Here is a 25,631-nt window from a genome sequence, read left to right as displayed (position 1 = left end):
AGGGATGGCCGAAGACGCGGGCGCCGCCCCTCCCCTCCTGCCCCCGAGGTTCGCGGACTGGTTTGCGGCCCGCGGCTGGAGCGCGCGCGAACACCAGCTGGAGATGATCGCCAAGGCCCGCGCCGGCCGCGACGCCCTGCTGATCGCGCCCACCGGCGGCGGCAAGACCCTGGCCGGCTTCCTGCCCAGCCTGATCGAGCTGGCGGAACGCCCGCCGGTCAATACGCCCCGCGGCCTCCACACCCTCTACATCTCGCCTCTGAAAGCGCTGGCGGTGGACGTCGAGCGCAACCTGATGGCGCCGATCCTCCAGATGGGCCTGCCCATCGTCGCCGAGAGCCGCACCGGCGACACCGGCCAGGCGCGCCGGCAGCGCCAGCGGGTCAAGCCGCCGGACATCCTTCTGACCACCCCCGAGCAACTGGCCCTGTTCTGCGCCTGGGAGGGCGCGCGCCTCTATTTCGAGGACCTGGCCTGCGTCATCGTCGACGAGATCCACGCCATCCACGCCTCCAAGCGCGGCGACCTGCTGGCGCTGGACCTGGCCCGCCTGCAGACCTTCGCGCCGAAGATGCGGCGGGTGGGGCTGTCGGCGACGGTGGACGATCCCGACGTGATCCGCCGCTGGCTGGGCTGCGCGGCCCCGGAGCTGGAGAACCAGGTCGACCTGGTCCGCGGCCCCGGCGGCGCCCAGCCGATCGTCGACATGCTGTTGGCCGAGGGCCGGGTGCCCTGGGCTGGCCACACCGCCCAGCACGCCATGCCGGAGGTCTATGAGGCCATCAAGTCGGCCCGCACGGCGCTGGTCTTCGTCAACACGCGCTTCCAGGCCGAGTTCGCCTTCCAGGAACTCTGGAAGCTGAACGACGACGACCTGCCCATCGCCCTGCACCACGGCAGCCTGGCGGCCGAGCAGAGGCGCAAGGTGGAGGCGGCCATGGCGCGGGGCGAGCTGCGGGCCGTGGTCTGCACCTCGACCCTGGACCTGGGGATAGACTGGGGTGACGTCGACCTGGTGATCCAGCTCGCCTCGCCGAAGGGCGCGAGCCGCATGGTGCAGCGGATCGGCCGGGCCAACCACCGGCTGGACGAGCCCAGCCGCGCCCTCTTCGTGCCCGCCAACCGCTTCGAGATGCTGGAGTGCCAGGCCGCCCGCGAGGCGATCGCCGAGAACCGCTTCGACGGGGACGCGGCCCGCGCCGGCGCGCTGGACGTGCTCGCCCAGCACGTCATGGGCTGCGCCTGCTCCGAGCCCTTCGACCTGCTGGCGCTCTATGACGAGCTGGTCACCGCCGGGCCCTATCGCGATCTCGCCTGGGAAGACTTCGAGCAGGTGGTCGATTTCGTCTCCACCGGCGGCTACGCGCTCAAGACCTATGACCGCTTCCGCCGGATCGTGAAGGGCCAGGACGGCCGCTGGCGGGTGCGCGACCAGGCCACCGCCCAGCGCCACCGGATGAACGTCGGCGCCATCCTCTCGCCGGCGGTGCTGGCCGTGCGCATCGCCATGGGCAAGCGCCTGCAGGGCGGGCGCAAGATCGGCGAGGTGGAGGAGGGCTATGTGGAGATGCTGGAGCCCGGCGACACCTTCATCTTCGCCGGTCAGGTCTGGTCCCTGGTCGCCGTGACGGGCCTCGACGTCCTGGTGCGCCCGGCCATGGGCAAGGATCCCAAGATGCCCTCCTGGGGCGGCTCGAAGTTCGCGCTGTCGACCTTCCTGGCCAAGCGGGTGCGCGAGCTGATGTTCGACGAGACCCACTGGAAGGTCCTCCCCAGTGACGTCCGCGAATGGCTGGAGATCCAGAAGGACCGCTCGCTGATCGTGAAGGAGGAGGAGCTGCTGCTGGAGACCTTCCCGCGGGGGAAGCGCAACTTCATCGTCTGCTACCCCTTCGAGGGGCGCCTGGCCCACACCACGCTCGCCATGCTGCTGACCCGGCGGCTGGAGCGGATCGGCGCCGCCCCCCTGGGCTTCGTCTGCAACGACTATGCGGTGGCGGTGTGGGCCCTGAACCCCCTGGACGGACTCGATTTCGACGAACTGTTCGCCGAGGACATGCTGGGCGACGACCTGGAATCCTGGTTGTCGGAGAGCTTCATGATGAAGCGCGCCTTCAAGGGCTGTGCGATCATCTCCGGGCTCATCGAGCGGCGATTCCCAGGCGAGCAGCAGAAGTCCGGACGGCAAGTGACCTTCTCCACCGACCTCATCTACGACGTGCTGCGCCGCCACCAGCCGGACCACCTGCTGCTGCGCTGCGCCCGGGAGGACGCCGCCACCGGCCTGGTGGACGTGGCGCGCCTCGGGCAGTTGCTGGCCCGCATCAAGGGCAAGATCCGCCATGCGGCCCTGGATCACCTGTCGCCCTTCTCAGTCCCCATCCTGCTGGAGATCGGCAAGGAACGGACCCCAGGCCAAGCCGGCGAAATGATCCTGGCCGAGGCCGAGGGCGACCTGATCGCCGAGGCCTTGGCGTGAGCGCCCTCGCCCAGCCCCGCCACGTCTATGCCTGGGGCCCCAGCCCCTGCGGCGGCCTGCGCACCACGCTCTCGGGGGCCGCCGTGACCCTACGCACCAGCGGGGCCCTCTGGATCGAGGCCGAACGCATGCTGGTGGTGGCCGACCTGCACCTGGAGAAGGGCAGCGCCTACGCCGCGCGCGGCCAGATGCTGCCGCCCTACGACACCCGCGACACCCTGCGGCGGCTGAGCGCCGAGATCGCGGCGACGCAGGCCTCCGCGGTGGTGCTGCTGGGGGACACCTTCCACGACCGCGCTTCGGAGGACCGCCTGGCGGCCGACGACGCCGAGCAGCTGCGGACGCTCGCGGGCCTGACCCGGCTCATCTGGGTGATCGGCAACCACGACGCCGACGGCCCTCGCGCCCTGCCCGGCGAGGTGGCCGACGAGCTCACCGTCGCCGGCCTGCTGCTGCGGCACGAGCCCCAGGGCGGTCTGCAGCCCGGGGAGGTGGCGGGCCACCTTCACCCCTGCGCCAAGGTCACCGCCTCGCGCGGCACGGTGCGGCGGCGCTGTTTCGTCACCGACGGCGAGCGGCTGGTGGTCCCGGCCTTCGGCGCCTATGCGGGCGGTCTCAACATCCGTGACCCGGCCTTCGCCGGCCTCTTCGCCCGCGATCCCCTGTGCGGCGCCCTGGGATCGGGCCGGGTCCACGCGGTGGGATGGCGCTCGGTGGTGGGGGATTGATCCCCTACATCCTCATCGCCTGTTCCAGGGCCATGGCCAGGGACACCGAGGCCCCCAGGGTCAGCACCGTCATCAGCCGCGGATAGCGGGCCGGCACGTCGGGGGCGGTCTGGTCGAACAGCCACTGGACGATGAAGGCGCCCATCAGGCCGGTGATGATCCAGGCGGTGGGGAGGTCGCCGCGGGCGACGAGCAGGCCGAAGCCCACGATGGGCGAGATGATCGAGCCCGCCAGCCTCTGCCAGCGGGGAGTCTCCAGGCTGCTCTCCAGCCCCCAGCGAATGCCCCCCAGGAACCCGAGCATGATGGCCGACCAGGCCAGCAGGACGTTCAGGGCGTGCCCCGACCACCTCGCCGGACCATAGGCGTAGATGATCGCCGAGATCGGGAAGGCCGACAGGCCGACCAGGGCGATGGCCCACATGGGCTTGGGCGCGGAGGTCTCGGCGTCCATCAGGCGTCAGTTCCTCCGGAAGGTGACCGAGGCGGCCCAGCCCGCGCCGAGCGCCAGGGCCATTGAGACCAGGCCATATAACCATGGGCTACGATGGGCGAAGAGGTAAAGGGTGCGCTCAACCCCGGCCTTCTCCACCGTCAGGGGACGGACCTTGCGCGACACCGGCTGGCCGTCCTGGAACAGGATGATCTCGGCCTGGTAGGTTCCGATCGGGGCGTCGGTGGGCAGGTCGATCTCGGCCTTGAACAGGCCCTTGTCCACGAAGGTCACGCCGCGGTCGTCGGCGTCATACAGGCCCGCCGTCTCCTTCAGCCGCACCACGGCGCGCCGCCAGTCCAGATAGTCGCCCCCCAGCCGGCTCACCACCACGTCGCGGACGCCGTAGCGGGTCTCGATATGCTCCTCGAAGGGGGCGTTGATGGCCAGGTGGTCGATGCCGGCGCCGAGGCGCCGCAGGGTCCCGAAGCCGGCGATCTGGTCCAGGGGTCGGGTGGAGGCGGTCATGTAGAAGCCGGGCGCGCCCCGGAACACCACCGGGCGGCTGTTGACCCAGACCCCCGCCACCTTGGTCTTGCGCGCGATGCGGATCGCCTGCTCGGGGCCGCGCACGATCACCACGACGTCGCTGGGCTTGGTGGTGGGGTCGAAGACCGCGCCATAGAGGACGATGCGGGCGCCGTGGAAGCCGGAGGTCACCCGCACCTGGGTGGTGGTGAGCGCCGCCGAGACCGCCGCCGGCGAGGCGGTGAGCTGGGGCGCCGTGGGGGACGGGATGTCGAGCGGCATCATCCCATCCCCGACATCAGGACGAAGGGCTCGTCGGGGGTGAAGAACAGGCCAAGCCCCATGCGCAGGCCCACCAGCAGCACGATCAGGGCCAGCAGGGCGCGAAGCTCCTCGGCCCGGAACCGCGAGGAGGCCTTGGCGCCGAGCTGGGCGCCCAGGACGCCCCCCACCAGCAGCAGGGTGGCCAGGACGATGTCGACGGTCTGGTTGCGTCCGGCCTGCAGCACCCCAGTCAGCGAGGTGGTGATGATGATCTGGAACAGGCTGGTGCCCACCACCACCCCGGCCGGCATGCGCAGGATGTAGACCATGGCCGGCACCAGGATGAAGCCGCCCCCCACCCCCATGATCGCCGAGAGGATGCCCACGAAGACCCCCAGCAGGATCGGCGGGATGACGCTGATATAGAGGCGCGAGCGCGGGAAGCGCATCTTCAGGGGCAGGCCATAGAGCCAGAGGGGCCGGCGGTCGCCCCGCGGCTTGGCAGGGTGGCCGCCGCGACGGCGTAGGATCGCCTGCAGCGACTCCACCAGCATCAGCCCGCCGATGACGCCAAGGAAGATCAGGTAGGAGAGCGAGACCACCAGGTCGGCCTGGCCCAACAGGCGCAGCCAGCGGAAGATCTCCACGCCCACGATAGAGCCCGCCGCGCCGCCGGCCGCCAGGATGCCGCCCATGCGGAAGTCCACCGCCCGCCTGCGGGTGTAGGAGATCACGCTGGAGGTGGAGGAGGCCGCCACGTGGTTGGCCATGCTGGCCACGGCCACGGCCGGCGGAATGCCCATCAGCACCAGGACCGGCGTCATCAGGAAGCCGCCGCCGATGCCGAACAGGCCCGAGATGAAGCCCACCAGCGCGCCCAGCGCCACCAGGAGCGGCGCATTGACCGAGACTTCGGCGATGGGGAGGTAGAGGTCCACGGTCGCCCCTTATCGCGCCCAGACTAAAGAATTAGAGCCGGATTCAGGCCTCAAGATGAAGCCGTCCGGCTAGGCCCTTACCGGGTGAAGACGGAAAGCCTGGAAACCGTCGTCGGATCGAGCTGGCCGGTGGGCGACATGCCTTGGTCGCGTTGGTAGGCGGCCACCGCGAGCTTCAGGGCGCCAGACGCGCTGCCGTCGGTGGGGCCCTGGTAGTAGCCGAGCCGCGAGAGGGCGCGCTGGGCGGTGATCACGGTGGGCGAGGCCGCGCCGACGGCGGCCGTGGCGGTCGGCGCCACCGAGGGATTGGGCTGGGCGGCGCGGAAGGCCGCCGCGGCGCGCTCGGCCACGGCGCGAGCGTCGGGAGTCAGGCCGGAGGCCACCCGCTGGGCGCTGGAGCGGGCCTCGCCGTCGCCGGTGCGGGCGGCGATCAGGTACCACTTGTAGGACTCCGCCGCGTTCTGGCTGACGCCGAGGCCCTGCTCGTAGAGGGCGGCCAGATTGTACTGGCTGTCCACCAGGCCAAGGTCGGCGGCGCGGCGGAACCACTGGGCCGCGGTGGTGGAGTTCTTCGGGCCGCCGGCGCCGGAGATGTAGGAGATGCCCAGGTTGTGCATCGCCTTGGGATCGCCGCCCTCGGCCGCCCGCTCGGTCCAGCGGCGGGCCTCGACGAGGTCCTTCTTCACCCCGCCCGTGCCGTTCTCGTAGAGCTTGGCCAGGTAGAACTGCGCCGGCGCGTGGCCGAGATTGGCCACGGACTTGAGCTGGTCCAGGCCGCCCGGCTGCTTGGCCTCGACGGCCGCCGCGGCGGTGGCGAAGCGCTGGGCGAGGTCGGCCGCCGGCGGGGTTCCGGGCGCGATGGGCTGGGGCGAGAGCGCGATGGCCACGCGCGGACCGTCGCCGAAGGGCGTCGTGTCGGCCTCCGGCGCCATGATCTCTTCGGAGCGGCCGCCGTTCAGGGAGGCCAGGGCGTCGGCCACCCGCTTGGGCGGGGCGCCGCCGGGCTTGCCGTCCATCAGCATGAAGCTGGCGGTGGCCAGGCTCAGGCAGGCCGCGCCCCCCACCACCATCAGGGCGGTCTGCAGGGAGGATCCGGCGCGGCGCTTGGGCCGGGCGCCGAAGCTGGCGAACAGCGAGGTGCCCGGCTCCTTGGCGATCTTCTCGGCCTTGGCCTTCTTTTCCTTCACGGGCTTGGCCCGCTTCGACTTGCCGTCATTCTGCACCGAGGCGCGGGCGGCGGCGCGGGCCTGCTCGATCACTTCCCGGGTCGAGAGCGGTCGGCCGGGCTCGGGCGCCGGCACGGTGTTGGAGCCCAGGGGCTCCTCGTAGATCTCGGCCGGCTCCTCGACCTCGGCCAGTTCCTCGCCGATGGGGGCGAAGCCGTCGGCGGCCTCGAAGTCCTCGGCGTCGAAGGCGGGGCGCTCGGCCTCCCCCAGGAAGGGTTGGCCGGGGAAGCCCGTGGGGGCGTCCGGACCGGTTTCCGGCGGAGCGAAGGCCTGGCGCGCCAGGGGATCGGCGGCAGGTTCGGCGGGACCGAAGCTCGGGAAGGGATCGGGGCCAAAGGGCGACAGGGGCTCGGGCGGAACCACCGGCGCACGCACGATCGGGGCGGCGGCCACCTGTTCCGACAGCCGGCGGTGGGACTCGCCCAGGCGCGCGTCGATCTTCTCGCGCGCCTCCTCCAGCATACGGGCGGTGCGTTCCTCGCTCTGGCGGATGCGCTCCACCAGGTCGTCGGAGGCGCGCTCGCTACGCTGGTTCATGCGCTCGGTGACGCGGGCCACCTGTTCGCCGACGTCGTCGATGGCCTGGGCCGAGCGGCGCTCGGAGTTGGCGATGCGCTCGGAGAGCTTCTCGGTGATGCGCCCGATCTCGGCGCCCAGGCGTTCCAACGCCTCGGCATGGACGCTGTCGGTGCGTCCCAGCTTGGTCTCCATGGCCTGGGCGATCCGGGCCACCTCGCCGCCCACCGTTTCGATGGCGTCGGCGCTGCGGTGCTCGGTCGCCTGGACCCGGCGATTGAGGTTGTCGGCCACGGTCAGGACCTCCCGGCCCATTTTCTCGATGGCCTGGGCCGAGCGCTGCTCGGCCAGGCGGACATGGTCGCTCATCTCCGCCAGCTTGCGCTCCATGCGGTCAAAACGACCCTCGGCCGAGACCTGCAGCTTCTGGGCGATCTCGCCGCGGGCGGCGTCGACCCGGCGGGTGAGGTTGGCGGCCAGTTCCTCCAGCCGCTTGTCGATGGCCGGCGAGGCGCCGCCCTCCACGACCCGGATGCGGCCGTCGAGATTGGAGAAGGCGTCCTTCAGCCCTTCCATGGCCGCGGCGGTGCGCGACTCGGCGTCGGCCAGGCGATCGCCGACCCGGGTGACCACCTCCTCGATCAGGGCGGTGGGATCGCCGCCGCCGCGGGCCTCGACCTCGTTCACCCGGTCGCGCAGGGCGGTCAGGGTCTCGCGGGTGCGGTTCTCGCCCTCGTAGAGATGGTTGGCGACCTTGCCGAGCGCCTGCTCCAGGGCGCGCAGGGCCTCGGCGGAGCGGGGGCCGGCGGCCTCCTGCTCGACCCGGCGGATGCGCTCGGCCAGCCGGGCCTGCTCGGTCTTGGTCTCGTCGACGGCGCCCTCGAAGCGCGCGGCCACGGCGATGTTCTCGCGCTCTGCCAGCTCGATGCGCGACAGGGCTTCGCGGACGGAATGCTCGACGGCGCTGATCGCCAGGCCGGCCCGGCCCTCGGAATGCTCGATGCGGTCGGTCAGGCGGTCGAGGGCCATGGTGACGCGACCGATCTCGTCGGCCGGGTGCTCGGGCGCCTCGTAGCGGCTGGCGGGTTCGGGGGCCTGCGACGCCTGGGGCCGGGGCGCCTCGGCGCGGGGCGGCTCGACATAGACCGGCTCGGGGCGCGGGGCCTCGGTGAGGAAGGCCTCGGGCCGGAGCGGCTCGTGGTCCTGGCCCCTGAGCTCGGTGAAATAGGATTCCGACGTGACTTCGTCGGGACCCTCGTCCTCGAGGATCATCCGGTTCAGCCATTCACCCAGAGTCATCCCGGAGCGCCGGGCGAGGTCCTTAGCGACCTCCCGGGCTTTTGGGTCGATCCCTTTGACGCTCCATGGCGTCCCCGAGCTCATACCGAATCGTTCTCCAAAGGATCGACTTCGGACGCTAGCTACCGATCCTTGGGGTGTAAACGCGACGTTAACGCTAGATATAGCGTCTTGAGCGATTGGCTGTGGATGAACCCCGCGCCCGGCGAACCCAGGCGGGGCCAGGGATGGCGTCGTTGCGACGGTCAAGCGGCGAAGCGACTTTGCGGTCGCCGCCCGCCTGCGCTACGCCGTCGCACATGACGCTTCCCGTGACCCTTGGATTGATCGCCGCCGCCCTGGCCATCGCGATCTTCGCCGGCTGGCGCGGCGCCCAGCCGCCCAATCCGCTCAAAGGCGTGCGCATGGCGCCCCATCGGCTGATCATGGTGACCGCCGCCGCCGCCGCCCTGATCCTGCTGGTCCACCTGGTGAACCTGCTGGGGGTGACGACGGGACGCTAGGTCAGGCCGCCAGCGGCGGCGCCTCCGGCTCCTCGGCCTTTTTCGGACGCTTGGCGAGGCCCGCCACCCCGCCGGAGGAGAGCAGGCCCACATCGGCCAGCAGCAGGGGAATGGCCCACTTACGCGGAGCGGCGATGTAGCGGGGCTGCCAGACGGGGTCGTACTTGTCCTTGTACCGGCGCACGCCCTGGAAGTTGTAGATCTCCTCGCCGCGCTCGAAGAACAGCTTGCCCACCCGCGACATCACCGGCGCCAGAGGGCGGTCCTCCAGCCCCGCCAGGGGGGCCATGCCGAACTCGAAGGCCTGATAGCCCTGGGCCCGGCCCCAGGCGATGAGCTCCACGAACAGGTAGTCCATGATGTTCTTCGGCCCATTGGGTCCGTAGCGCATGAGGTCCATGGAGAACGAGCTCTTGGCCGCCGTGGTCCATAGGGTGGCGAAGGCCACGATGGCGCCGTGGAACCGCACCACCGCCACGGGAAACTCCGAGACGTAGCCGGGGTGGAAGCCGCCCATGGAGAAGCCCTTCTCCCCGCCGGCGTGCTCGGCCAGCCAGACGTCGGAGACCGCCGCCAATTCCGGGATGATGTCGCTGATCCGTTCCGGCGGCAGGACCTCGAAGGTCGCCCCCTCCTCGGCGGCCTTGCGCCAGGCGCGTCGCAGGTTGCCCCGCCGGCGGCCCTCGAGCTGGAAGCTCTCCAGGGGCACGGCGGCCGACTCGCCGACCTTCTGGATGGAGAAGCCCAGCTCCACCACGTCGGGCAGGTGTTCGGCGCCGATGCCGTAGATGCCCGGCCTCGCGGCATGGGCGTCGGCCAGCTCGCGGAAGCGCCACAACAGCTCGAGCTGCTCGTCGCGGCGGCCGACCGGCGCGCCCAGCGCGATCCAGGAGCGGCCCCGGACCCCGAACATCAGGAAGCTCTCACCGCTGGCGGAGAACAGGAACCGCTTGTCCCCGAGCAGAGCGAGGTTGGAGCCCGGCTCGGCGACCTCGGCATTGGCCAGGATGTGGCGCACGCGCTGGAAGTCCGGATCGGCCTCCCCCACCACCTGCGGCGTGGCCGCGGTGGCCACCATGCGCCACAGGCCGAAGGCGAAGAGGGCGATGGCCGCCCCGGCCCAGGCGCGGATCGAGCGCGCGGCGTCGGCGTCCACCATCATCCGCCAGAAGGGCTGGTCGGCGTAGTCGGCGTGCTGGAAGGACCAGAGGCCCAGCAGCCCCGCCCCCATCAGAACCGCGAAGGCCGAGGCCAGCCACCCCGGGGTGATCTCCATGCGCGACAGCCGCGCCAGCCTGGGGAAGGCCCCGCGGAAGGGCAGCAGCAGGAAGGCGAGCGCCACGAGGGCCGCGGTCTCCTCCCAGACGAAGCCCTTGAGCAGCGACAGCGGCGCGGCCAGCAACAGGGCGCCCATGGTGGCCGCCCAGGCCGCGTCCAGCCGCGCCCGCAGGCCGAAGGCCAGCATCACCAGGGTCAGGCCCAGGATGCTGGACAGGAAGTGGCTGACCTCGATCAGATAGACCGGCGTGACCTGATAGAGGCGCAGGAAGCGGTCGGGGACCGAAGGCGTCGCGCCCGACGCCACCAGCATCACGCCGGCGGCCAGGGTCAGGACCGCGCCGATGAAGGGGGCGACCGCGAAGGCCGCCGGCTTCAATTCTCGCCAAAATCTCATTCACGGTCCGTGCTGCGGCGAAAGGCCGGCCGCCTTCATAGCTGATTTTTGAGCTTTGGGCCGGGTCAAACAAGCGTTTCGTTCCTTGCTCTTGAGGGCCCCGACGCTAATGTGGCCGGGCGAAAAGCTTGAGACCTCGGGAGGATTCCATGGCCGACTTCGGCGGCGGCGACATCGACACGTTCCGCAAGGACGTTCGCGCCTGGCTGGAGGCCAACTATCCGGCCGAGCTGCGGGATCCCAAGGCCAAGACCGATCCGGAAGCCGTCTGGGGCGGCCGCGCCTTCGCCGGCGGCGACGACCCCCAGGCCGTCTGGACCAAGCGCATGGGCGAGAAGGGGTGGACCACGCCCACCTGGCCCAAGGAATACGGCGGCGGCGGCCTTTCGCCCGCCGAGGCGCGGGTTCTGGACCAGGAGCTGGCCGCCGGCCGCTACCGTCCGGGCGTGCTCGCCTTCGGCATCTGGATGCTCGGCCCCGTGCTGCTGGAATACGGCAGCGAGGCGCAGAAGAAGACCTTCCTGCCCCCGATCGTCCGCGGCGAGATCCGCTGGTGCCAGGGCTATTCCGAGCCGGGCGCCGGCTCCGACCTCGCCAGCCTCGCCACCCGCTGCGAGGACAAGGGCGACCACTGGCTGATTAACGGCCAAAAGATTTGGACGAGCTACGCCGACAAGGCCGACTGGTGCTTCTGTCTGGTGCGGACCGATACGAGCAAGAAGCATGAGGGGATCAGCTTCGTGCTGATCGACATGCGGACGCCGGGGGTCGAGACGCGGCCTATCCAGTTGATTTCAGGGGAGAGTCCGTTCTGCGAGACCTTCTTCACGGACGTGAAGATCCCCAAGGACCAGCTGGTGGGCAAGGTCAACGGCGGGTGGGAGATCGCCAAGCGGTTGCTGCAGTACGAGCGGCAGAACATCTCGGGCGGGTTCGGCGGCGGCGGCGGGGCCGGAGGCTCGGCGGCGGACCTGCCGGTGGTGGCCAAGAGCTACAACGGGACCGATGACACCGGTCGACTGGCCGACGCGGACCTGCGCCAGCGGATCACCCGCAACGAGATGGATTTCCGCTCTCTGCGGCTGACCATCGCGCGGACGGCGGCGGAGGCGCGGGCCAGCAACGGGCCGAGCGCGGCGACCTCAATCATCAAGTACGCGGCCGCCGAATTCGCCAAGGAACGCTCGGAGCTGATGATCGAGTCCATGGGCCATCAGGGCCTGGGCTGGGCCGGCGACGATTTCACCCCGGGCGAGCTGACCGCGACCCACGGCTGGCTGCGGTCCAAGGGCAATTCCATCGAGGGCGGCACGACCGAGGTGAACATCAATGTGGTGGCCAAGCGGGTGCTGGGCCTGCCCGATCCGAAGTAAGCGCTTACATCCAAGGCGCCGCTCAATTTCAGGGCGGCGCTTCCTTTCGATTTGAACGACGGATTTTCAGAAGGCGATTTTCCCATGGCTGACTTCGGCGGCGAGGACACCACCGCATTCCGCGCGGAGGCCAAGGCTTGGCTCGACGCGAACTTCCCTGAATCCCTGAAGAAGAACCCGGCGGCCCAGCTGGCCGCGGCCATGGGCGGGACCGAGACCCCCGACGCCAAGGCCTGGCGCCAGGCCATGGGCGCCAAGGGCTGGGGCACGCCGACCTGGCCGGCCCAGTACGGCGGCGGCGGCCTCTCCCGCGCCGAGGCCCGGGTCCTGGCCGAGGAGATGGCCAAGATCGGCGCCCGCAACCCCATCGGCGGCATGGGGGTGATGATGTTCGGCCCCACCCTGGTGGAATACGGGACCGAGGAGCTGAAGCGCCAGCACCTGCCCGGCATCATCAAGGGCGAGGTCCGCTGGTGCCAGGGATACTCCGAGCCGGGCTCCGGCTCCGACCTGGCGAGTCTTCAAACCCGCGCCGAGGACAAGGGCGACCACTGGCTGGTAAATGGCTCAAAAATTTGGACTTCTGGCGCAAATCTGGCCGACTGGTGCTTCTGCCTGGTCCGTACCGACACCTCAAAGAAGCATGAGGGCATCAGCTTCCTGCTGATCGACATGAAGACCCCCGGCGTCGAGGTCCGCCCGATCCGGCTGATCAACGGCACCTCGCCCTTCTGCGAGACCTTCTTCACCGACGTGAAGGTCCCCAAGGACCAGCTGTTCGGCCCGCTGAACGGCGGCTGGACGGTGGCCAAACGGCTGCTGCAGTTCGAGCGCGACAACATCTCGGCCGGGCTGGGCGGCGGCAACCTGGGCGCGGCCCAGGCCACCATGACCGTCAACGAGGCGGCCAAGCACTACATCGGGACCGACGAGACCGGCCGGCTGGCCGACACCGACCTGCGCCGCCGGATCACCGAGCACCTGATGGAGACGAGAGCCTTCCAGCTGACGGTGCGCCGGGCGGCCGACGAGGCCAAGTCCAACCAGGGCCCCTCCTCGGCCACCTCGATCATGAAGTACGCCGGCGCCAAGATCGCCCAGGACCGCAACGAGCTGATGGTGGAAGCCATGGGCCACAACGGCCTGGGCTGGGACGGCGAGGGCTTTGAAGCCAATGAGCTGGCCACGGTGCGCGCCTGGCTGCGCTCCAAGGGCAACTCCATCGAGGGCGGCACCTCGGAGATCAATCTCAACGTGGTCTCCAAGCGCGTCCTCGGCCTGCCGGACCCCAAGTAGGGGGACTCCGAAAGACCGCTTTTTGTGCTATAGTGATTTATAAGAATTTGAATTTAAGGGAGAATTTTCATGGCAGATTTCGGAGGCGCTGATCTCGACGCTTTCCGCGCCGAAGCGCGCGAATGGCTCGAGGCGAATTTCCCCAAGTCCCTGAGCAAGAATGTCGACGCTCAGCAGGCGGCTCTGATGAGCCCCGACAAGCCCACCGGCGACTTCGCCGTGTGGAAGGAGCGCATGGGCGCCAAGGGCTGGGGCGTTCCCACCTGGCCGGCGGCCTATGGCGGCGGCGGCCTGTCCCCGGCCGAGGCCCGCGTGCTGCAGGCCGAGATGGCCAAGATCGGCGCGGTCAACCCGATCGGCGGCATGGGGGTGGGCATGTTCGGCCCGACCCTGCTGGAATACGGGACCGAGGAACAGAAGCGCAAGTATATCCCCGACATCGTCACCGGCAAGGTCCGGTGGTGCCAAGGTTTCAGCGAGCCGGGTGCCGGTTCCGACCTGGCCTCCCTGCAGACGAAAGCTGAAGACAAGGGCGACCACTTCTTGGTGAATGGGTCGAAGATCTGGACGAGCGGCGGTCAATACGCCGACATGATCTTCTGCCTGGTCCGCACCGACCAGTCGAAGAAGCACGAAGGCATCTCCTTCGTGGTGTTCGACATGCACCAGCCGGGCGTCGAGGTCCGTCCGATCCGCCTGATCGCCGGCTCCTCGCCCTTCTGCGAGACCTTCTTCACCGACGTGAAGGTCCCCAAGGAGAACCTGATCGGCCCGCTGAACGGCGGCTGGACGGTGGCCAAGCGGCTGCTGCAGCACGAGCGCTCGGGCATGAACGGCGGCCGCGCCGGCCCGGTGGCCGAACCCGCCCTGGGCGTGGTGGCCAAGAAGTATGTGGGCGAGGACGCCGCCGGCCGCCTGGCCGACAGCGACCTGCGCACCCGCATCATCATGAACGAGATGGACAAGAAGGCGCTGGCCCTCACCGTCCGTCGCGCGGCCCTGGAGGCCAAGGGCAATTCCGGCCCCTCGGCGGCGACCTCGATCATGAAGAACGCCAACATGAAGGCCATGCAGGACCGCGCCGAGCTGACCCTGGAGTTCATGGGCCACCAGGGCCTGGGCTGGGAAGGCGCCGACTTCACGCCCGAGGAGCTGGCCGCCGTGCGCAGCTGGCTTTCCGGCAAGGCGGGCTCGATCTATGGCGGCTCCAACGAGGTGCAGAACAACATCATCTCGAAGCGGATTCTGGGGCTGCCTGACCTTACGCAAAGCCATTAGAGTGGCCTTCAAGGCCCCGCTTCCCGCCCATCGCGGGTGCGGGGCCACCCCGTTTCGAACGACCTGATTTTCAAGGAGACTTTTTCAATGGCAGACTTTGGCGGCGGCGACCTGGACGCCCTGCGCACCGAGGCCAAGGAGTGGATCGCGGCGAACTTCCCCGCGTCCCTCAAGGGCCGTCCGAACCCGATGATGCGGGAAGAGCGCTCGACGCCCTCCCCGGAGCAGGAAGCCTGGCGCAAGGCCATGGGCGAAAAGGGTTGGGGCGTCCCCACCTGGCCCAAGGCCTATGGCGGCGGCGGCCTGTCCCCCGCCGAGGCGCGCGTGATCCAGCAGGAGCTGGCCCGCGCCGGGGCCTATAACCCCATCGGCGGCATGGGCGTGATGATGTTCGGCCCGACCCTGCTGGAGTACGGGACGGAAGAGCAGAAGCAGGAGCACATCCCGCCGATCGTGAAGGGTGAGCTGCAATGGTGCCAGGGCTTCTCCGAGCCGGGCGCCGGCTCCGACCTGGCAAGTCTTCAGTGCAAGGCCGAAGACAAGGGCGACCACTTCGTCATTAACGGCCAGAAGATCTGGACGAGCGGCGCCCAATACGCCGACTGGTGCTTCTGCCTGGTCCGCACGGATACTTCGAAGAAGCATGAAGGCATCTCCTTCGTGCTGTTCACGATGCATCAGCCGGGCGTCGAAGTCCGCCCGATTCCTCTGATCGCCGGCAACTCTCCTTTCTGCGAAACCTTCTTCACCGACGCGATCGCCGACAAGAAGAACCTGGTGGGCCCGCTGAACGGCGGCTGGACCATCGCCAAGCGCCTGCTGCAGCATGAGCGTTCGGGCCTGTCCGGCGCCGGTGGCGGCGGCATGGGCTTCGGCGGCCGCGGCGTCGTGCAGATGGCCAAGGACTATGTGGGGGTCGATGAGACCGGCCGCCTGGCCGACACCGACCTGCGCACCCGCCTGATCATGAACGAGATGGACGGCCGCGCCTTCCAGCAGACCGCCGTGCGGTCGATGATGGAAGCGCGTTCGAACTCCGGCCCCTCGGCCGCGACCTCGATCATGAAGAACGCCGGCACCCGCTGGATGCAGGACCGCGCCGAACTCACCCTCGAGATCATGGGTCACCAGGGTCTGGGCTGGGAAGGCGAGGACTTCACCGCCGAGGAGCTGGGCGCCGTGCGCGGCTGGCTCGGCGGCAAGGCCACCACCATCTATGGCGGTTCGCAGGAGGTGCAGAACAACATCATCTCCAAGCGCATCCTGGGCCTGCCGGACCTGACGCAGAACAACTGATGCGGAGCTCTCTCTGACGTCATCCCGGACGGCCGCCAGGCCGATCCGGGACCCAGGGGCCGGAGCAATCCCCCCTCGGTCCCGGCTCTCCGCTTCGCTTCGGCCGGGATGACGTGGGAGGGGACCCCCGCTTTCGCAAAACAAACCAACTTCGAGATTCAATAGGGAATTATTTGAAATGGCCGTTCTGAACGAAGAACAGAGCATGCTCCGCGACGCCGCGAAGAGCTGGACCCAGGAAAAGAGCCCGGTGACCGCCTTCCGCAAGATGCGCGATAGCGGCGTGGACATCGGCTACGACGCCGCCGCCTGGAACGAAATGGCCGAGATGGGCTGGGCCGGGGTGATCATCCCCGAGGAATACGGCGGGTCCGACTTCGGCTACCTGTCCATCGGCCTGATCCTGGAAGAGCTGGGCCGCACCCTGACGGCCTCCCCGCTGCTGGTCTCCGCCGTCGGCGCGGCCTCGGCCCTGGTCCTGGGCGGCACCGACGCCCAGAAGTCCGAGTGGCTGCCGAAGATCGCCGAAGGCACCGCCGTCGGCGCGCTCGCCGTCGACGAAGGCGCCCACCACAACCCCGACAAGGTCGACACCACCTTCGCCGGCGGCAAGATCACCGGCAAGAAGACCTTCGTGCTGGAGGGCTACAAGGCCGACGTCCTGATCGTCTCGGCCAAGGGCCCGGACGGCGTGGGCCTCTATCTGGTGCGCGGCGACGACGCCGGCGTCAGCCGCAAGCGCCTGGCGCTCGCCGACAGCCGCGGCGCGGCCAATATCGAGTTCAAGGGCGCGGCCGCCGAGCCCCTGACCGGCGGCGCAGAGCTGGTGGAAAAGGTCCTCGACCGCGTCCGCGCCGCCCTGTCGGCCGAGATGCTGGGGGCCGCCGTCCAGGCCTTCGAGACCACCCTGGACTACCTCAAGGTCCGCGTGCAGTTCGGCCAGGTGATCGGCTCCTTCCAGGCCCTGCAGCACCGCGCGGCCAAGATGTTCACCGATCTGGAACTGGCCCGCTCGGCCGTCGAAGCCGCCCTCCAGGCGATCGACGCCGGCACCCCGGACGTGCCGGAGCTGGTCTCCCTGGCCAAGGCCAAGATGGGCGACACCTTCCACCTGGTCTCCAACGAGATGGTCCAGATGCACGGCGGCATCGGCATGACCGACGCCCACGACGCCGGCTTCTATCTGAAGCGCGCCCGCGCCGCGGAAGCGGCGTTTGGGAACCAAGCGTTCCACCGCGACCGGTACGCCAAGATCCAGGGCTACTAGGCCGCTTCGACCCTCGGCTTGCCGAGGGTCGGGACGGGCTCTGAGCTAGAAGCGAGAGACCCCGCTGGTGCGAGCCGGCGGGGTTTTTCAGGCCATCTTGGCAGGTCGTCCGGCCACACTCGACTACTTGTCAACACCCCCGGCTCAGGGCACCGTAACCAAATATTCAACGGTAAAGATTGACATAGGCCACCAGGAAACTACATACGGTCGCCGTTCCGAGAACGAACCGGGAACCTTCCGCGATTTTGCGCGTTGCGGATGGCAGGAGGGCGAAGCCAGAGAGGTCCAGATGCAAACACCGAAGCGTGTAAATCTAGGTGATGAAATTAAAAGCAGTGGCGTTGGGCCCAAGCCCGTGATTGTTTTTCCATCCCCGAAGTCGGAGCCGAATCTCAAGGGCGCGACTGTATTTCCGCAGGATAGGAATGACCGCCAACGCCGCGTCACCACCCAAACCGCTAAGCTCGTGGGAACGCTTTCCCCGATCCGCTGATCTTCCTACTCAGTCACCGAAATACTGGGTAAAGGAAAAAGATAGATATCTAAGGCAACTCCTCATTCGCGATGTGGAGCATTCGACGGGTCGGCCCTTAATTGTTTTTTACTCGCAGCTGAGCGAGGAAATAAATCATACCGATCCAGATGATCTTTCAGAAATGTTAAGTGGCATTTCAGGACGATCAGCAGATATTCTTCTTCAGACGCCTGGTGGATCGGTCGATGCTGCCGAGAAGATTATCTCTATACTAAAATCTTATTTAGACGATTACCGCGTTATCGTTCCAAGCTGGGCCAAGTCTGCAGGTACGGTAATCGCACTTTCGTCCAACAAAATTATTCTCGGGGTCAACTCTGAACTGGGGCCAATCGACCCGCACTGGAGCACCGCCAACGGGATGGTCCCATGCGAGTTAATAGCGCAAGATCCAGCTTTCGGTTGGCACCTACAGCAAATGGCTCAAATGGCTGTTGATCGGATGATTGCACTCAGCCGTGATCTCCTTGAGCGGGGCATGATGAGCGCACGCTCTGCCGCTGAGATTGACGAGTCCATCGCCAAAATCTCCGCCTCGTCGGGGTACAAATCTCACGGCGCAGTAATCGACTATTCGGAAGCCCATGCGCTAGGATTGGACGTCGAATATTGGCCTCCAAATGACGAGCTCTGGCGTCGTATTTGGATGCTTTACTGCATGTATGACCATGACGCTAAGGCGGGAAGCTTCGGAAAGATATTTGAGGGAAATATATTCTCAATGTCCCGGCCGATTACGCCAACACCTTAAATCCTCAGAATATCAGAACACAAAAATGTTCGACGCCCGTCCAACCGCAGAACTAATTCAAATCGCCCTAGCAGGCGGGGGATTCGAGTTAACGGCTTCTACTCGATCAACCTCCGACTTGATTTCCCTAGCTCGGGCTGCAGCTAGAGGCGGCGGTCGCATAACCCTTCGGGGATTACAAAATCGAACGACCGCTGAGGTGGTGTCCATATCGTCCCAAGGAAATGGGCAGATATTTTTCGCCGACTAACCTCAAATTACACTGACAATTAGTCTACTTGAGCTGCTGATAGGATGCCTGCAATAGCGCTATTATGTCGGCCGGATCTATATCACCAACTAAATTCCACATCTCTTCTAAGCTTATCCGGTTTGTCTTGACCACGCCGTGGAAGAGAATTGTCCATCCGCCGCTTCCGCAAATTTGGCAGAGTATAGCTTGATCTTCGGGATCTACTGCGACGAAGGTCGGTCTCACAGCCTGCTTGATTAATTCAGCTTTCGCCTCTGGTTCCGCGTTGATAGCCTCTTGAGCGAGCATTGCGTTCGTCAGCAATCCCAGCGCTCTTTTCTTTTTCCCGTCCGAATTCTGAACCCCAAATACATTTATTAGAACCTCGTACGAGGTCATAATATTATCGCGGTAACATTTCAGGTATGCAGAATCTTCTAGGGACTTTCCTCTATCCAATTTCGTCAACGCAACGCAGTGCGCGGCTCGGATATCTGAAATAACATCCATCCTCGGGACCTCATCAGCGCCGAAGGTCCTCTTAATAGCCTTAGCTTGAGGATGCGTAATAAAATTTTGAAGCACATGTGACAATTCATGAAATATATATAGCCCCACGGCATCAATCTCTACGTTCCGCTTTTCTTCTGCCGGCAGGCCGTTACCAAATAAATCCACAACGAAACGAACGACCCTCTCTAACGCAGAGGCATTGAACTGTATTTCCTTCGTTTCATCGAGGACAAAGCCGGCATCGCCCAAGTCGTTTGCGACCGTCAAACGATGGGCGTCCATGACGCCTATTATTTCGGACAGAGGAGTCGACAGCAGGGCATTTTCGGCTTGCCACGAGGTCAAAGCAGCATGAGCGGCCGCACAAGCTTCGGCTAGCAGGAAATTTAGATGAGCGAGACCTTCGTCTGAAACGGTCCTGTCACCACCATTCTCGCCATCAACTAGCACTATTTGGTCCATGACGACGAATACCCCCTTACGAGGCAACAGCTTTTGCTGGCGCTCTATAACGGCACCCTTAACCGTCGTTTACACGTTTTGTTTCCGTCGCAAACTTTAATTTACAGCTTCGCACGAGTCTAAATATGCTATCGTTTCGCTTGGCCTTAGCGACCTCGCTCACTTAGGATTTCAGATGGCTCAGAACGCGCATGGAAAGTCCGGAGGGACTGCGGTAACCGTTCAAGGTTCGCAACCCGCCTCTGGCTCCAAAAATGCCGTCCTTTTGCCTAACGGTGCTGATCGCATTTCGACTTGGTCCAGCTCCACATTCGACCGAGTGCGCGCGGTTACAGTCGTTAGCGCTACAAGAATAGTAACGACTTCTTCGCATTTAAGCTCTGCGAACAGCGTCGACCCTATAGACTCTAAGACGGCTGGAACTTTTGAGAAATTAACTGCTGATTTTCAAGCTGTTGAGAGCGCATTGATTGGAAATCTAAAGATCCACAACTGATCTACGCGTTTCGATCTTAAGCAATATTATGGCTGTCGCTGCGAGCCTTGGTGCCTCCCCCTCCCTCAACGAAACCCTCGGCCAGCAGCGCGTGGTGTCGAACGCTGAGGGCCGCGCGGTGATCGAGTATGTGGCGGGGGCGCATATGTGCCACTCGGGCGGGGTGGTGCAGGGGGGCTTTATCTCGGGCTGGCTCGACGCGGCCATGGCGCACGCGGCGATCAGCGCCGCCGGGGGCGAGGTGACGCCGATGTCCCTGGAGCTGAAGGTCAGCTTCTTCGCGCCGGCGCGGCCCGGCCTGGTGATCGCCGAGGGGTGGGTGGAGCGGCAGGGGCGCTCGGTCTGTTTCCTGGAGGGGCGGCTGACGGACGCGTCCGGGGCTGTCCTGGCCAAGGCGTCGTCCACCGTGCGGCTGATGGATCGCGCCCGGGTCGAGGGGGCGGCGCGGGCGGCGGCGGGGAAATAACCCCTTACCGCTCATCAGCGGGTGATAAATGTTCTTGTTTTGTTCGACATTCGCCGGCTTCCATGGCACACTCCCCCCGGTGTCGAGGTTCGATCCGCCCTGTTCTCCCGCCAACCCCTGGCGGCCGCCGCGGGAGCGGGTCGTGCCGGACTTCGACCATACCGGCGGGTGGAAGCCCTCGGCCTATCGGCCGGCCATCGGGCGGGTGATCCTGGCCCGGGTCGAGGTCGGCGAGACCATCACCTCCATCGTGGCCGATCCGCAGATGCCCTGCCGGGCGACCCTCTATCGCTGGCTGAAGATGCACGAGGACTTCGCCGAGGCGTACGCGGAGGTCCGCCGGGTGCTGGCCGAGAACACCCTGTGGTCGCGCGATCACGTTGCGGCCGAGCGGCGGGGCTATCAGGCGAAATTCGGCAAGCGGCGGGGGCGTCCGGGCGGGCAGAAGAGCCGCTACACCCTCTGTCGCGCCTGGGCCTTCTGCCAGGCGGTGGCGGGCGGGGCGACCCTGGCGCAGATGGCCGAGGACCCCAGCCTGCCGACGCCCAGGATGGTCTATCGCTGGCTGCGGCAGAGGCCGGAGTTCCGGGCCATGTACGAACGCGCCCGGGCGACCCAGCGGCTGATGCTGCAGGTGGATATCGACCGGGTGGTGGACCAGGTGGAGCTGACCGGCCTGCGCGCCGCCAAGCGGGACGTGGCCTGGCTGGAGGGCCGCATCGGCCGGCTGACCCCCAAGCTCTACCGCACCCGGCTCCAGCCTTGACGGAGGTCAAGGCGGGCCCCGGCGCGGGCCGCCAGGATCGGGGCCTAGCCGGAGATGCGCCATGGGCAACCTGTTCTACAAGCTGACCGCCATCATCACCGCCCTGGTGGGGGTGGCCGTGGCGGCCTTCGCCCTGACGGCGGCCTACCGCACCGACGACGACTGGGCCCGGGTGCTGTTCACCTTGGGCATGCCCGCCAGCCTGCTGCTGCCGGCGGTGGGGGCCCTGCTGGCGGTGGTGGGGGTGCTGATGTTCCGCCACGCCCTGAAACAGACCGAGCGGCCGTCCTAGCCCCGGCCCAGCAGCCGCGCGAGCCAGGATCGCTTCGGCGGCGGATCGGGCTCGCCGAGGCGACGCAGGCGGGTGAATTCGATCTCGCCCCAGGCCTCGTTGTCCCGGTCGGGACGCCAGCCGCAGAGCACGCCCACCAGCTCCATGGGGACATCGAAGACGACGTCGACATCGGCCTCGTCACCGCCCTCCTCCGCCTGGGCCGCCCGGGCGGCGGCCAGGATCGCGTTCAGCTCGGGCGGGGCCTCGCCCTCGACCGCGAGATCGCTCAGGCCGCGCTCCGGGTCGTGGTCGATGGCCCACCGGCGGGCGCCGTCGGTCCAGCCGCTGGCGCCGCTGTACATCACCGTCTCGCTGCAATAGGCGCTGACCAGGCGGGCGCCCTGGGACAGGGCCGCGATCTCCGCGGGGCTGAAGGCGTCGATCTCGCCGCGCGCCAGCAGCAGCCGGCCGTTGGGCAGTTCGGCGCAGGTCTGGGCGCGCCGCTGCCAGAACTCGGCCGGATCGCCCGAGTCCTCCAGCCCCAGCCGCCCCAGCGCCTCGTCCTTGCCGATCCCGTCGACGGCGACCCAGGATAGTGTCAGCCCCATCGCCCCGCTCCCTAAAGTGGAGCTTGAGACTATCGTTCCTCTTTCGTTCCCGTCAAGAGTGCGCGGGGAACGCCTGGGCGTGCGGCGGGTTCTCGTGTCTGCTCCCCCAACACGAAGGACGACCCCGATGAAAGTCAGTGAAGCCATGACCGCCCAGGTGGTGACCGCCGCGCCCGCCGACAGCGTGCAGAAGGTCGCCGGGATCATGCTCAACATCGACTCAGGCGCCGTGCCGATCGTCGAGGACGGCAAGGTCGTCGGCCTGGTCACCGACCGCGACATCGTCCTGCAGGTGGTGGCCAAGGGCGGCCAGCTCTCCACCCCGGTCAGCGACGTGATGAGCGGCGAGGTCCAGACCTGCAAGGAAGACGACAACCTGGCCGACGCCGCCGCCCAGATGGCCAGCCACCAGATCCGCCGCCTGGTCGTGGCCAACGACACCGGCAAGCTGGTGGGCATCCTCAGCCTCGGCGACATCGCCGTGGACTACGGCGCCAAGGTGGTGGGCAAGACCCTCGAAGAGATCTCCACCGACAACGACGCGTAAGACCCTCCGCTCATCCCGGCGAAGGCCGGGACCCAGGTCATAGGTCACAGCCTCGGATTCCGACCTGAATTCGGCGGATGTATCTGGGCCCCGGCCTTCGCCGGGGTGAGCGGGACTTTACGGCTTCGGCGGATAGGGGTGGAGGGTCCCGTCGGGGTCCTCCACCGCGCCGTCGGAGGCCAGATAGTCCGGCCCCACCGGCACCTTGCCGTGGCCGCCGGGGATATCGAGCACATAGGTCGGCTGGGCTAACCCTGAGAGCCGGCCGCGCAGGCTCCGCATCACCGCCTGGCCTTCGGCCAGCGTCGTGCGCAGGTGGCTGGTGCCGCGCGCCAGGTCGCCGTGGTGCAGGTAGTAGGGCTTGATCCGGCTCTCCACCATGGCCCGCAGCAGGGCCTCCAGCACCGCCGGGTCGTCATTGATCCCCTTCAGCAGCACCGTCTGGCCCACCATGGGAATGCCGGCGTCCACCAGCCGGGCGCAGGCGGCCCGCGCCGCGGGCGTCAGCTCGGCGGCGTGGTTGGCGTGCAGGGCGACATAGAGGGCCTGGGGCGGGACCTTCAGCGCCGCCACCAGCGCCTCGGTGACGGCGGCCGGATCGACGGCCGGGACGCGGGTGTGGATCCGCAGCACCTTCACATGCTCGATCTTCCCCAACCTGCCCAGGATGTCGGCCAGGCGGCGCGGCGACAGCACCAGGGGATCGCCGCCGGTGAGGATCACCTCCCAGATCTCGGGATGGGCGGCGATGTAACCGATGGCGGCGTCCAGGGCCTGGGGCGTGAGCGCCGGGACCTCGCCGGTCGGCCCCACCATCTCGCGGCGGAAGCAGAACCGGCAATAGACCGCGCAGGTGTGGGTCACCTTCAGCAGCACCCGGTCGGGATAGCGGTGGACGATCCCCTCCACCGGCATGTGGCTCAAGTCCCCCACCGGATCGGCGTCCTCGCCCGGCAGGACGGTGAGCTCGGCGAGGTCGGGCAGGAACTGGCGGGCGACGCCGGGCTCCTCCATCAGCCCGGCCATGGCCGGGGTCACGGCCACGGCGTACTGCGCGGCCACCCGCTCCAGGGCGGGCAGGCGCTCGGCCTCGAGGAGGCCGGCCTCAAGCAGGGCCGGAAGGTTGCGGAGGGTGGCGGTCACGGGCGGCCCCTATGACGCAAACGGGGGCGCGCGGCAAATATTGTCGGGCAAGCTGGGCTGTGCCACCTCTGGTGAATTCTTAGGCAGCCCATTTTCAAGAGACCCCCGATGCAGATCATCGACTTCGAGTGCGACACCCCCACCAAGGAGGCCGTCGAGGACACCGTGCGGCTCATCAAGTCCGGCCGCGGCTTCGACAAGGAGGGCTACGCCCAGCAGATGGCGCCCGGCTGGGCGGCCCAGATCGGCATGTCCCTGGAGGAATTCAACGAGGCCAAGCAGACCATCGGCCTGACGGCCCTGGCGCTGAAGCTCTGCGAGGTCGACATGACCAAGGCCATGACCCATGAGCAGGTCATCGCCATGCTGGACCAGGCCGGCGTGGCCATGGCCTGCATCGGCAATGCGGGCCGCCGGGCCAGCAACGAGGACGTGGCCGCCTTCGCCGCCGAATATCCCGACCGCCTGATCCCCTGGTTCCGCATCTGGGGCGACGAGGGCGAGGCCGGGGTTGCTGCGCTGGAGCACGGGGTGCGGGAGCTGGGGGTGAAGGGCTTCGAGATCAGCTCCTACCGCGAGCAGCGCTACATCAACGATCCCGCCTACCGGCCCTTCCTCGCCAAGTGCGTGGAGCTGAACATCCCGGTGCGGATCACCGTCGGGGTCCACCTGCTGTCGGACCGCCCCTACGACTACGCCCACCCGAAATATATCGACGAACTGGCCATCGCCTTCCCCGACCTGAGGATCGTCTCCGGCCTCGGCGGCTATCCCTGGATCCCCGACATGGTGGCGATCGCCGGCCGGCACCGGAACGTCTACATCGACTTCGCCTGCCGCCGGGTGAAGTACATGCTCTCGCCGGGGGCGGGCTACGAGGCCCTGATCTATTACGGAGCCCGCGGGCTGCAGGACAAGATCATCTTCGGCTCCGGCTGGGGCACCTCGATGGTCCCCCTGGTGCAGCTGGTGGCCGAGGCCGACGAGCTGCCCCTGAAGGCCGAGGTGCGGGCCAAGTGGATGGGCGGCAACGCGGCGCGGGTGCTGGGGCTGTAGGGGATGGACGAGGGCCGCGACCTCTCCCTCTGGAAGCAGAATCTCGGCGCCGCGCCCGACTGGCTTTGGGACCGGACGGACCTGGAGACCCTGGTCCTGGCCGACAACGGGCTGACCGAGCTGCCCGAGGGGATCGGGCGGCTGAGGGCGCTGCGGATGCTGGACCTGGGGCACAATGCGCTCACCCAGCTGCCCGAGGCGCTCGGGGAGATCGAGGGACTGGCGGACTTCCTCTACCTGCACGACAACCGGCTGACCGCCCTGCCCGCCTCGCTCGCGCGGATGACGCGGCTGCGCTACCTGAACCTCAGCGAGAACCCGTTCGAGGTGTTTCCCGAGGCGGTGAGCGCGATGACCGGGCTGCTGGAGCTGCGGATCACCGACGCCCGGCTCACGAGGATCCCCGACAGTGTCGGGCGGCTCGCCAACCTGCGGGAGCTGCACCTGCGCAACAACCGGCTCACGACCCTGCCGGCGGCGATCGGAGACCTCGTGGAGCTGCGGCAGCTGGACCTGCGCGGCAATCCGCTGACGAGCCTGCCCGAAGCGCTGGCGGCCCTGCCCCGGCTGGAGAAGCTGGACCTGCGCTGGGTGGCCCTGGACCCGCCGCCCTGGTTCGCCGACCTCGAGGCGCGGGGGTGCGCGATCTATCGGTGAGCCGGGACCGAGGTTCCACCACC

The 25,631-nt window shown here is 67.5% G+C and carries 23 protein-coding genes; 15 read left to right on the top strand and 8 right to left on the bottom strand.

What is annotated here, in order from left to right; all coding sequences use genetic code 11:
• Positions 1 to 4 precede the first annotated feature (4 nt).
• Together AC1RN5_RS01710 and pdeM are read left to right on the top strand one after the other, a co-directional pair.
• Positions 5 to 2,479: a ligase-associated DNA damage response DEXH box helicase gene (locus AC1RN5_RS01710; RefSeq protein ID WP_493039553.1), complete on the top strand. Its 2,475-nt coding sequence runs from the start codon at positions 5 to 7 to the stop codon at positions 2,477 to 2,479.
• Positions 2,476 to 3,207 carry a ligase-associated DNA damage response endonuclease PdeM gene (pdeM, locus tag AC1RN5_RS01705; RefSeq protein ID WP_493039552.1) on the top strand — a complete coding sequence of 244 codons (732 nt, stop codon included), beginning with the start codon at positions 2,476 to 2,478 and terminating at the stop codon, positions 3,205 to 3,207. Before AC1RN5_RS01710 ends, pdeM begins: the two co-directional genes overlap by 4 nt.
• Before the next feature lie 4 nt (positions 3,208 to 3,211).
• Here pdeM and AC1RN5_RS01700 read toward each other — a convergent pair whose 3' ends face one another.
• The 4 genes from AC1RN5_RS01700 to AC1RN5_RS01685 form a co-directional block, all read right to left on the bottom strand.
• Positions 3,212 to 3,661, bottom strand: a complete 450-nt coding sequence (locus AC1RN5_RS01700; protein WP_493039551.1) for a DUF3429 domain-containing protein — start codon at positions 3,659 to 3,661, stop codon at positions 3,212 to 3,214.
• Positions 3,662 to 3,667: 6 nt separating this feature from the next.
• Positions 3,668 to 4,450: a TIGR02186 family protein gene (locus AC1RN5_RS01695; protein ID WP_493039550.1), complete on the bottom strand. Its 783-nt coding sequence runs from the start codon at positions 4,448 to 4,450 to the stop codon at positions 3,668 to 3,670.
• Positions 4,450 to 5,370, bottom strand: a complete 921-nt coding sequence (locus AC1RN5_RS01690; RefSeq protein ID WP_493039549.1) for a sulfite exporter TauE/SafE family protein — start codon at positions 5,368 to 5,370, stop codon at positions 4,450 to 4,452. The genes AC1RN5_RS01695 and AC1RN5_RS01690 overlap by 1 nt, the downstream gene beginning before the upstream one ends.
• Positions 5,371 to 5,447: 77 nt before the next feature.
• Positions 5,448 to 8,495 carry an SEL1-like repeat protein gene (locus AC1RN5_RS01685; RefSeq protein WP_493039548.1) on the bottom strand — a complete coding sequence of 1,016 codons (3,048 nt, stop codon included), beginning with the start codon at positions 8,493 to 8,495 and terminating at the stop codon, positions 5,448 to 5,450.
• Between the two features lie 227 nt (positions 8,496 to 8,722).
• Between AC1RN5_RS01685 and AC1RN5_RS01680 the strand changes: the two genes are divergently transcribed.
• The gene (locus AC1RN5_RS01680) at positions 8,723 to 8,914 is read left to right on the top strand and encodes a hypothetical protein (protein WP_493039547.1); all 192 of its coding nucleotides are present in this window, start codon (positions 8,723 to 8,725) and stop codon (positions 8,912 to 8,914) included.
• Between the two features lies 1 nt (position 8,915).
• Here the strand turns inward: AC1RN5_RS01680 and AC1RN5_RS01675 are convergent, their stop codons facing one another.
• The gene (locus tag AC1RN5_RS01675) at positions 8,916 to 10,589 is read right to left on the bottom strand and encodes a phosphatidylglycerol lysyltransferase domain-containing protein (RefSeq protein ID WP_493039546.1); all 1,674 of its coding nucleotides are present in this window, start codon (positions 10,587 to 10,589) and stop codon (positions 8,916 to 8,918) included.
• Positions 10,590 to 10,738: 149 nt separating this feature from the next.
• Between AC1RN5_RS01675 and AC1RN5_RS01670 the strand changes: the two genes are divergently transcribed.
• The 6 genes from AC1RN5_RS01670 (at position 10,739) to AC1RN5_RS01645 (ending at position 18,388) form a co-directional block, all read left to right on the top strand.
• Entirely contained in the window at positions 10,739 to 11,962 is a 1,224-nt protein-coding gene (locus AC1RN5_RS01670; RefSeq protein WP_493039545.1) for an acyl-CoA dehydrogenase family protein, read from the top strand.
• Between the two features lie 84 nt (positions 11,963 to 12,046).
• The gene (locus tag AC1RN5_RS01665; RefSeq protein WP_493039544.1) at positions 12,047 to 13,258 is read left to right on the top strand and encodes an acyl-CoA dehydrogenase family protein; all 1,212 of its coding nucleotides are present in this window, start codon (positions 12,047 to 12,049) and stop codon (positions 13,256 to 13,258) included.
• Between the two features lie 69 nt (positions 13,259 to 13,327).
• The gene (locus AC1RN5_RS01660; RefSeq protein ID WP_493039543.1) at positions 13,328 to 14,536 is read left to right on the top strand and encodes an acyl-CoA dehydrogenase family protein; all 1,209 of its coding nucleotides are present in this window, start codon (positions 13,328 to 13,330) and stop codon (positions 14,534 to 14,536) included.
• An 87-nt stretch (positions 14,537 to 14,623) separates the two neighbouring features.
• Entirely contained in the window at positions 14,624 to 15,832 is a 1,209-nt protein-coding gene (locus tag AC1RN5_RS01655) for an acyl-CoA dehydrogenase family protein (RefSeq protein ID WP_493039542.1), read from the top strand.
• A 178-nt stretch (positions 15,833 to 16,010) separates the two neighbouring features.
• Complete coding sequence (locus tag AC1RN5_RS01650) at positions 16,011 to 17,099, top strand: acyl-CoA dehydrogenase family protein (RefSeq protein ID WP_493039541.1); 1,089 nt, start codon at positions 16,011 to 16,013, stop codon at positions 17,097 to 17,099.
• A gap of 428 nt (positions 17,100 to 17,527) precedes the next feature.
• Positions 17,528 to 18,388, top strand: a complete 861-nt coding sequence (locus AC1RN5_RS01645; RefSeq protein ID WP_493039540.1) for an SDH family Clp fold serine proteinase — start codon at positions 17,528 to 17,530, stop codon at positions 18,386 to 18,388.
• 274 nt (positions 18,389 to 18,662) lie between these two features.
• Here the strand turns inward: AC1RN5_RS01645 and AC1RN5_RS01640 are convergent, their stop codons facing one another.
• The gene (locus tag AC1RN5_RS01640; RefSeq protein ID WP_493039539.1) at positions 18,663 to 19,595 is read right to left on the bottom strand and encodes a hypothetical protein; all 933 of its coding nucleotides are present in this window, start codon (positions 19,593 to 19,595) and stop codon (positions 18,663 to 18,665) included.
• Positions 19,596 to 20,119: 524 nt separating this feature from the next.
• Between AC1RN5_RS01640 and AC1RN5_RS01635 the strand changes: the two genes are divergently transcribed.
• The 3 genes from AC1RN5_RS01635 (at position 20,120) to AC1RN5_RS01625 (ending at position 21,615) form a co-directional block, all read left to right on the top strand.
• Entirely contained in the window at positions 20,120 to 20,557 is a 438-nt protein-coding gene (locus AC1RN5_RS01635) for a PaaI family thioesterase (protein ID WP_493039538.1), read from the top strand.
• Positions 20,558 to 20,699: 142 nt separating this feature from the next.
• On the top strand, positions 20,700 to 21,323 hold the full coding sequence (locus tag AC1RN5_RS01630; protein WP_493039537.1) for a terminase small subunit-like protein: 624 nt from the start codon (positions 20,700 to 20,702) through the stop codon (positions 21,321 to 21,323).
• 61 nt (positions 21,324 to 21,384) lie between these two features.
• Entirely contained in the window at positions 21,385 to 21,615 is a 231-nt protein-coding gene (locus AC1RN5_RS01625) for a hypothetical protein (RefSeq protein ID WP_493039536.1), read from the top strand.
• Here AC1RN5_RS01625 and AC1RN5_RS01620 read toward each other — a convergent pair.
• Positions 21,612 to 22,205, bottom strand: a complete 594-nt coding sequence (locus tag AC1RN5_RS01620; protein WP_493039535.1) for a hypothetical protein — start codon at positions 22,203 to 22,205, stop codon at positions 21,612 to 21,614. The two genes, AC1RN5_RS01625 and AC1RN5_RS01620, sit on opposite strands and share 4 nt — an antisense overlap.
• 127 nt (positions 22,206 to 22,332) lie before the next feature.
• Here AC1RN5_RS01620 and AC1RN5_RS01615 point away from each other — a divergent pair, with 127 nt between their 5' ends.
• Positions 22,333 to 22,752 (top strand): CBS domain-containing protein, encoded by a 420-nt coding sequence (locus AC1RN5_RS01615; protein WP_493039534.1) that lies wholly within the window; start codon positions 22,333 to 22,335, stop codon positions 22,750 to 22,752.
• Between the two features lie 117 nt (positions 22,753 to 22,869).
• Here the strand turns inward: AC1RN5_RS01615 and AC1RN5_RS01610 are convergent, their stop codons facing one another.
• Positions 22,870 to 23,895, bottom strand: coding sequence for a lysine-2,3-aminomutase-like protein (locus AC1RN5_RS01610; protein WP_493039533.1), 1,026 nt, complete (start codon positions 23,893 to 23,895; stop codon positions 22,870 to 22,872).
• Between the two features lie 108 nt (positions 23,896 to 24,003).
• Here AC1RN5_RS01610 and AC1RN5_RS01605 point away from each other — a divergent pair, with 108 nt between their 5' ends.
• Together AC1RN5_RS01605 and AC1RN5_RS01600 are read left to right on the top strand one after the other, a co-directional pair.
• On the top strand, positions 24,004 to 24,951 hold the full coding sequence (locus AC1RN5_RS01605) for an amidohydrolase family protein (protein ID WP_493039532.1): 948 nt from the start codon (positions 24,004 to 24,006) through the stop codon (positions 24,949 to 24,951).
• A 3-nt stretch (positions 24,952 to 24,954) separates the two neighbouring features.
• Positions 24,955 to 25,608, top strand: a complete 654-nt coding sequence (locus AC1RN5_RS01600) for a leucine-rich repeat domain-containing protein (protein WP_493039531.1) — start codon at positions 24,955 to 24,957, stop codon at positions 25,606 to 25,608.
• The last annotated feature ends 23 nt before the right edge of the window (positions 25,609 to 25,631 follow it).

Source organism: Phenylobacterium sp. GW821-FHT12F10 (assembly GCF_058806695.1).
The sequence above is the reverse complement of the archived record's forward strand: the minus strand, read 5'-3'. Positions and strand labels throughout refer to the sequence as shown.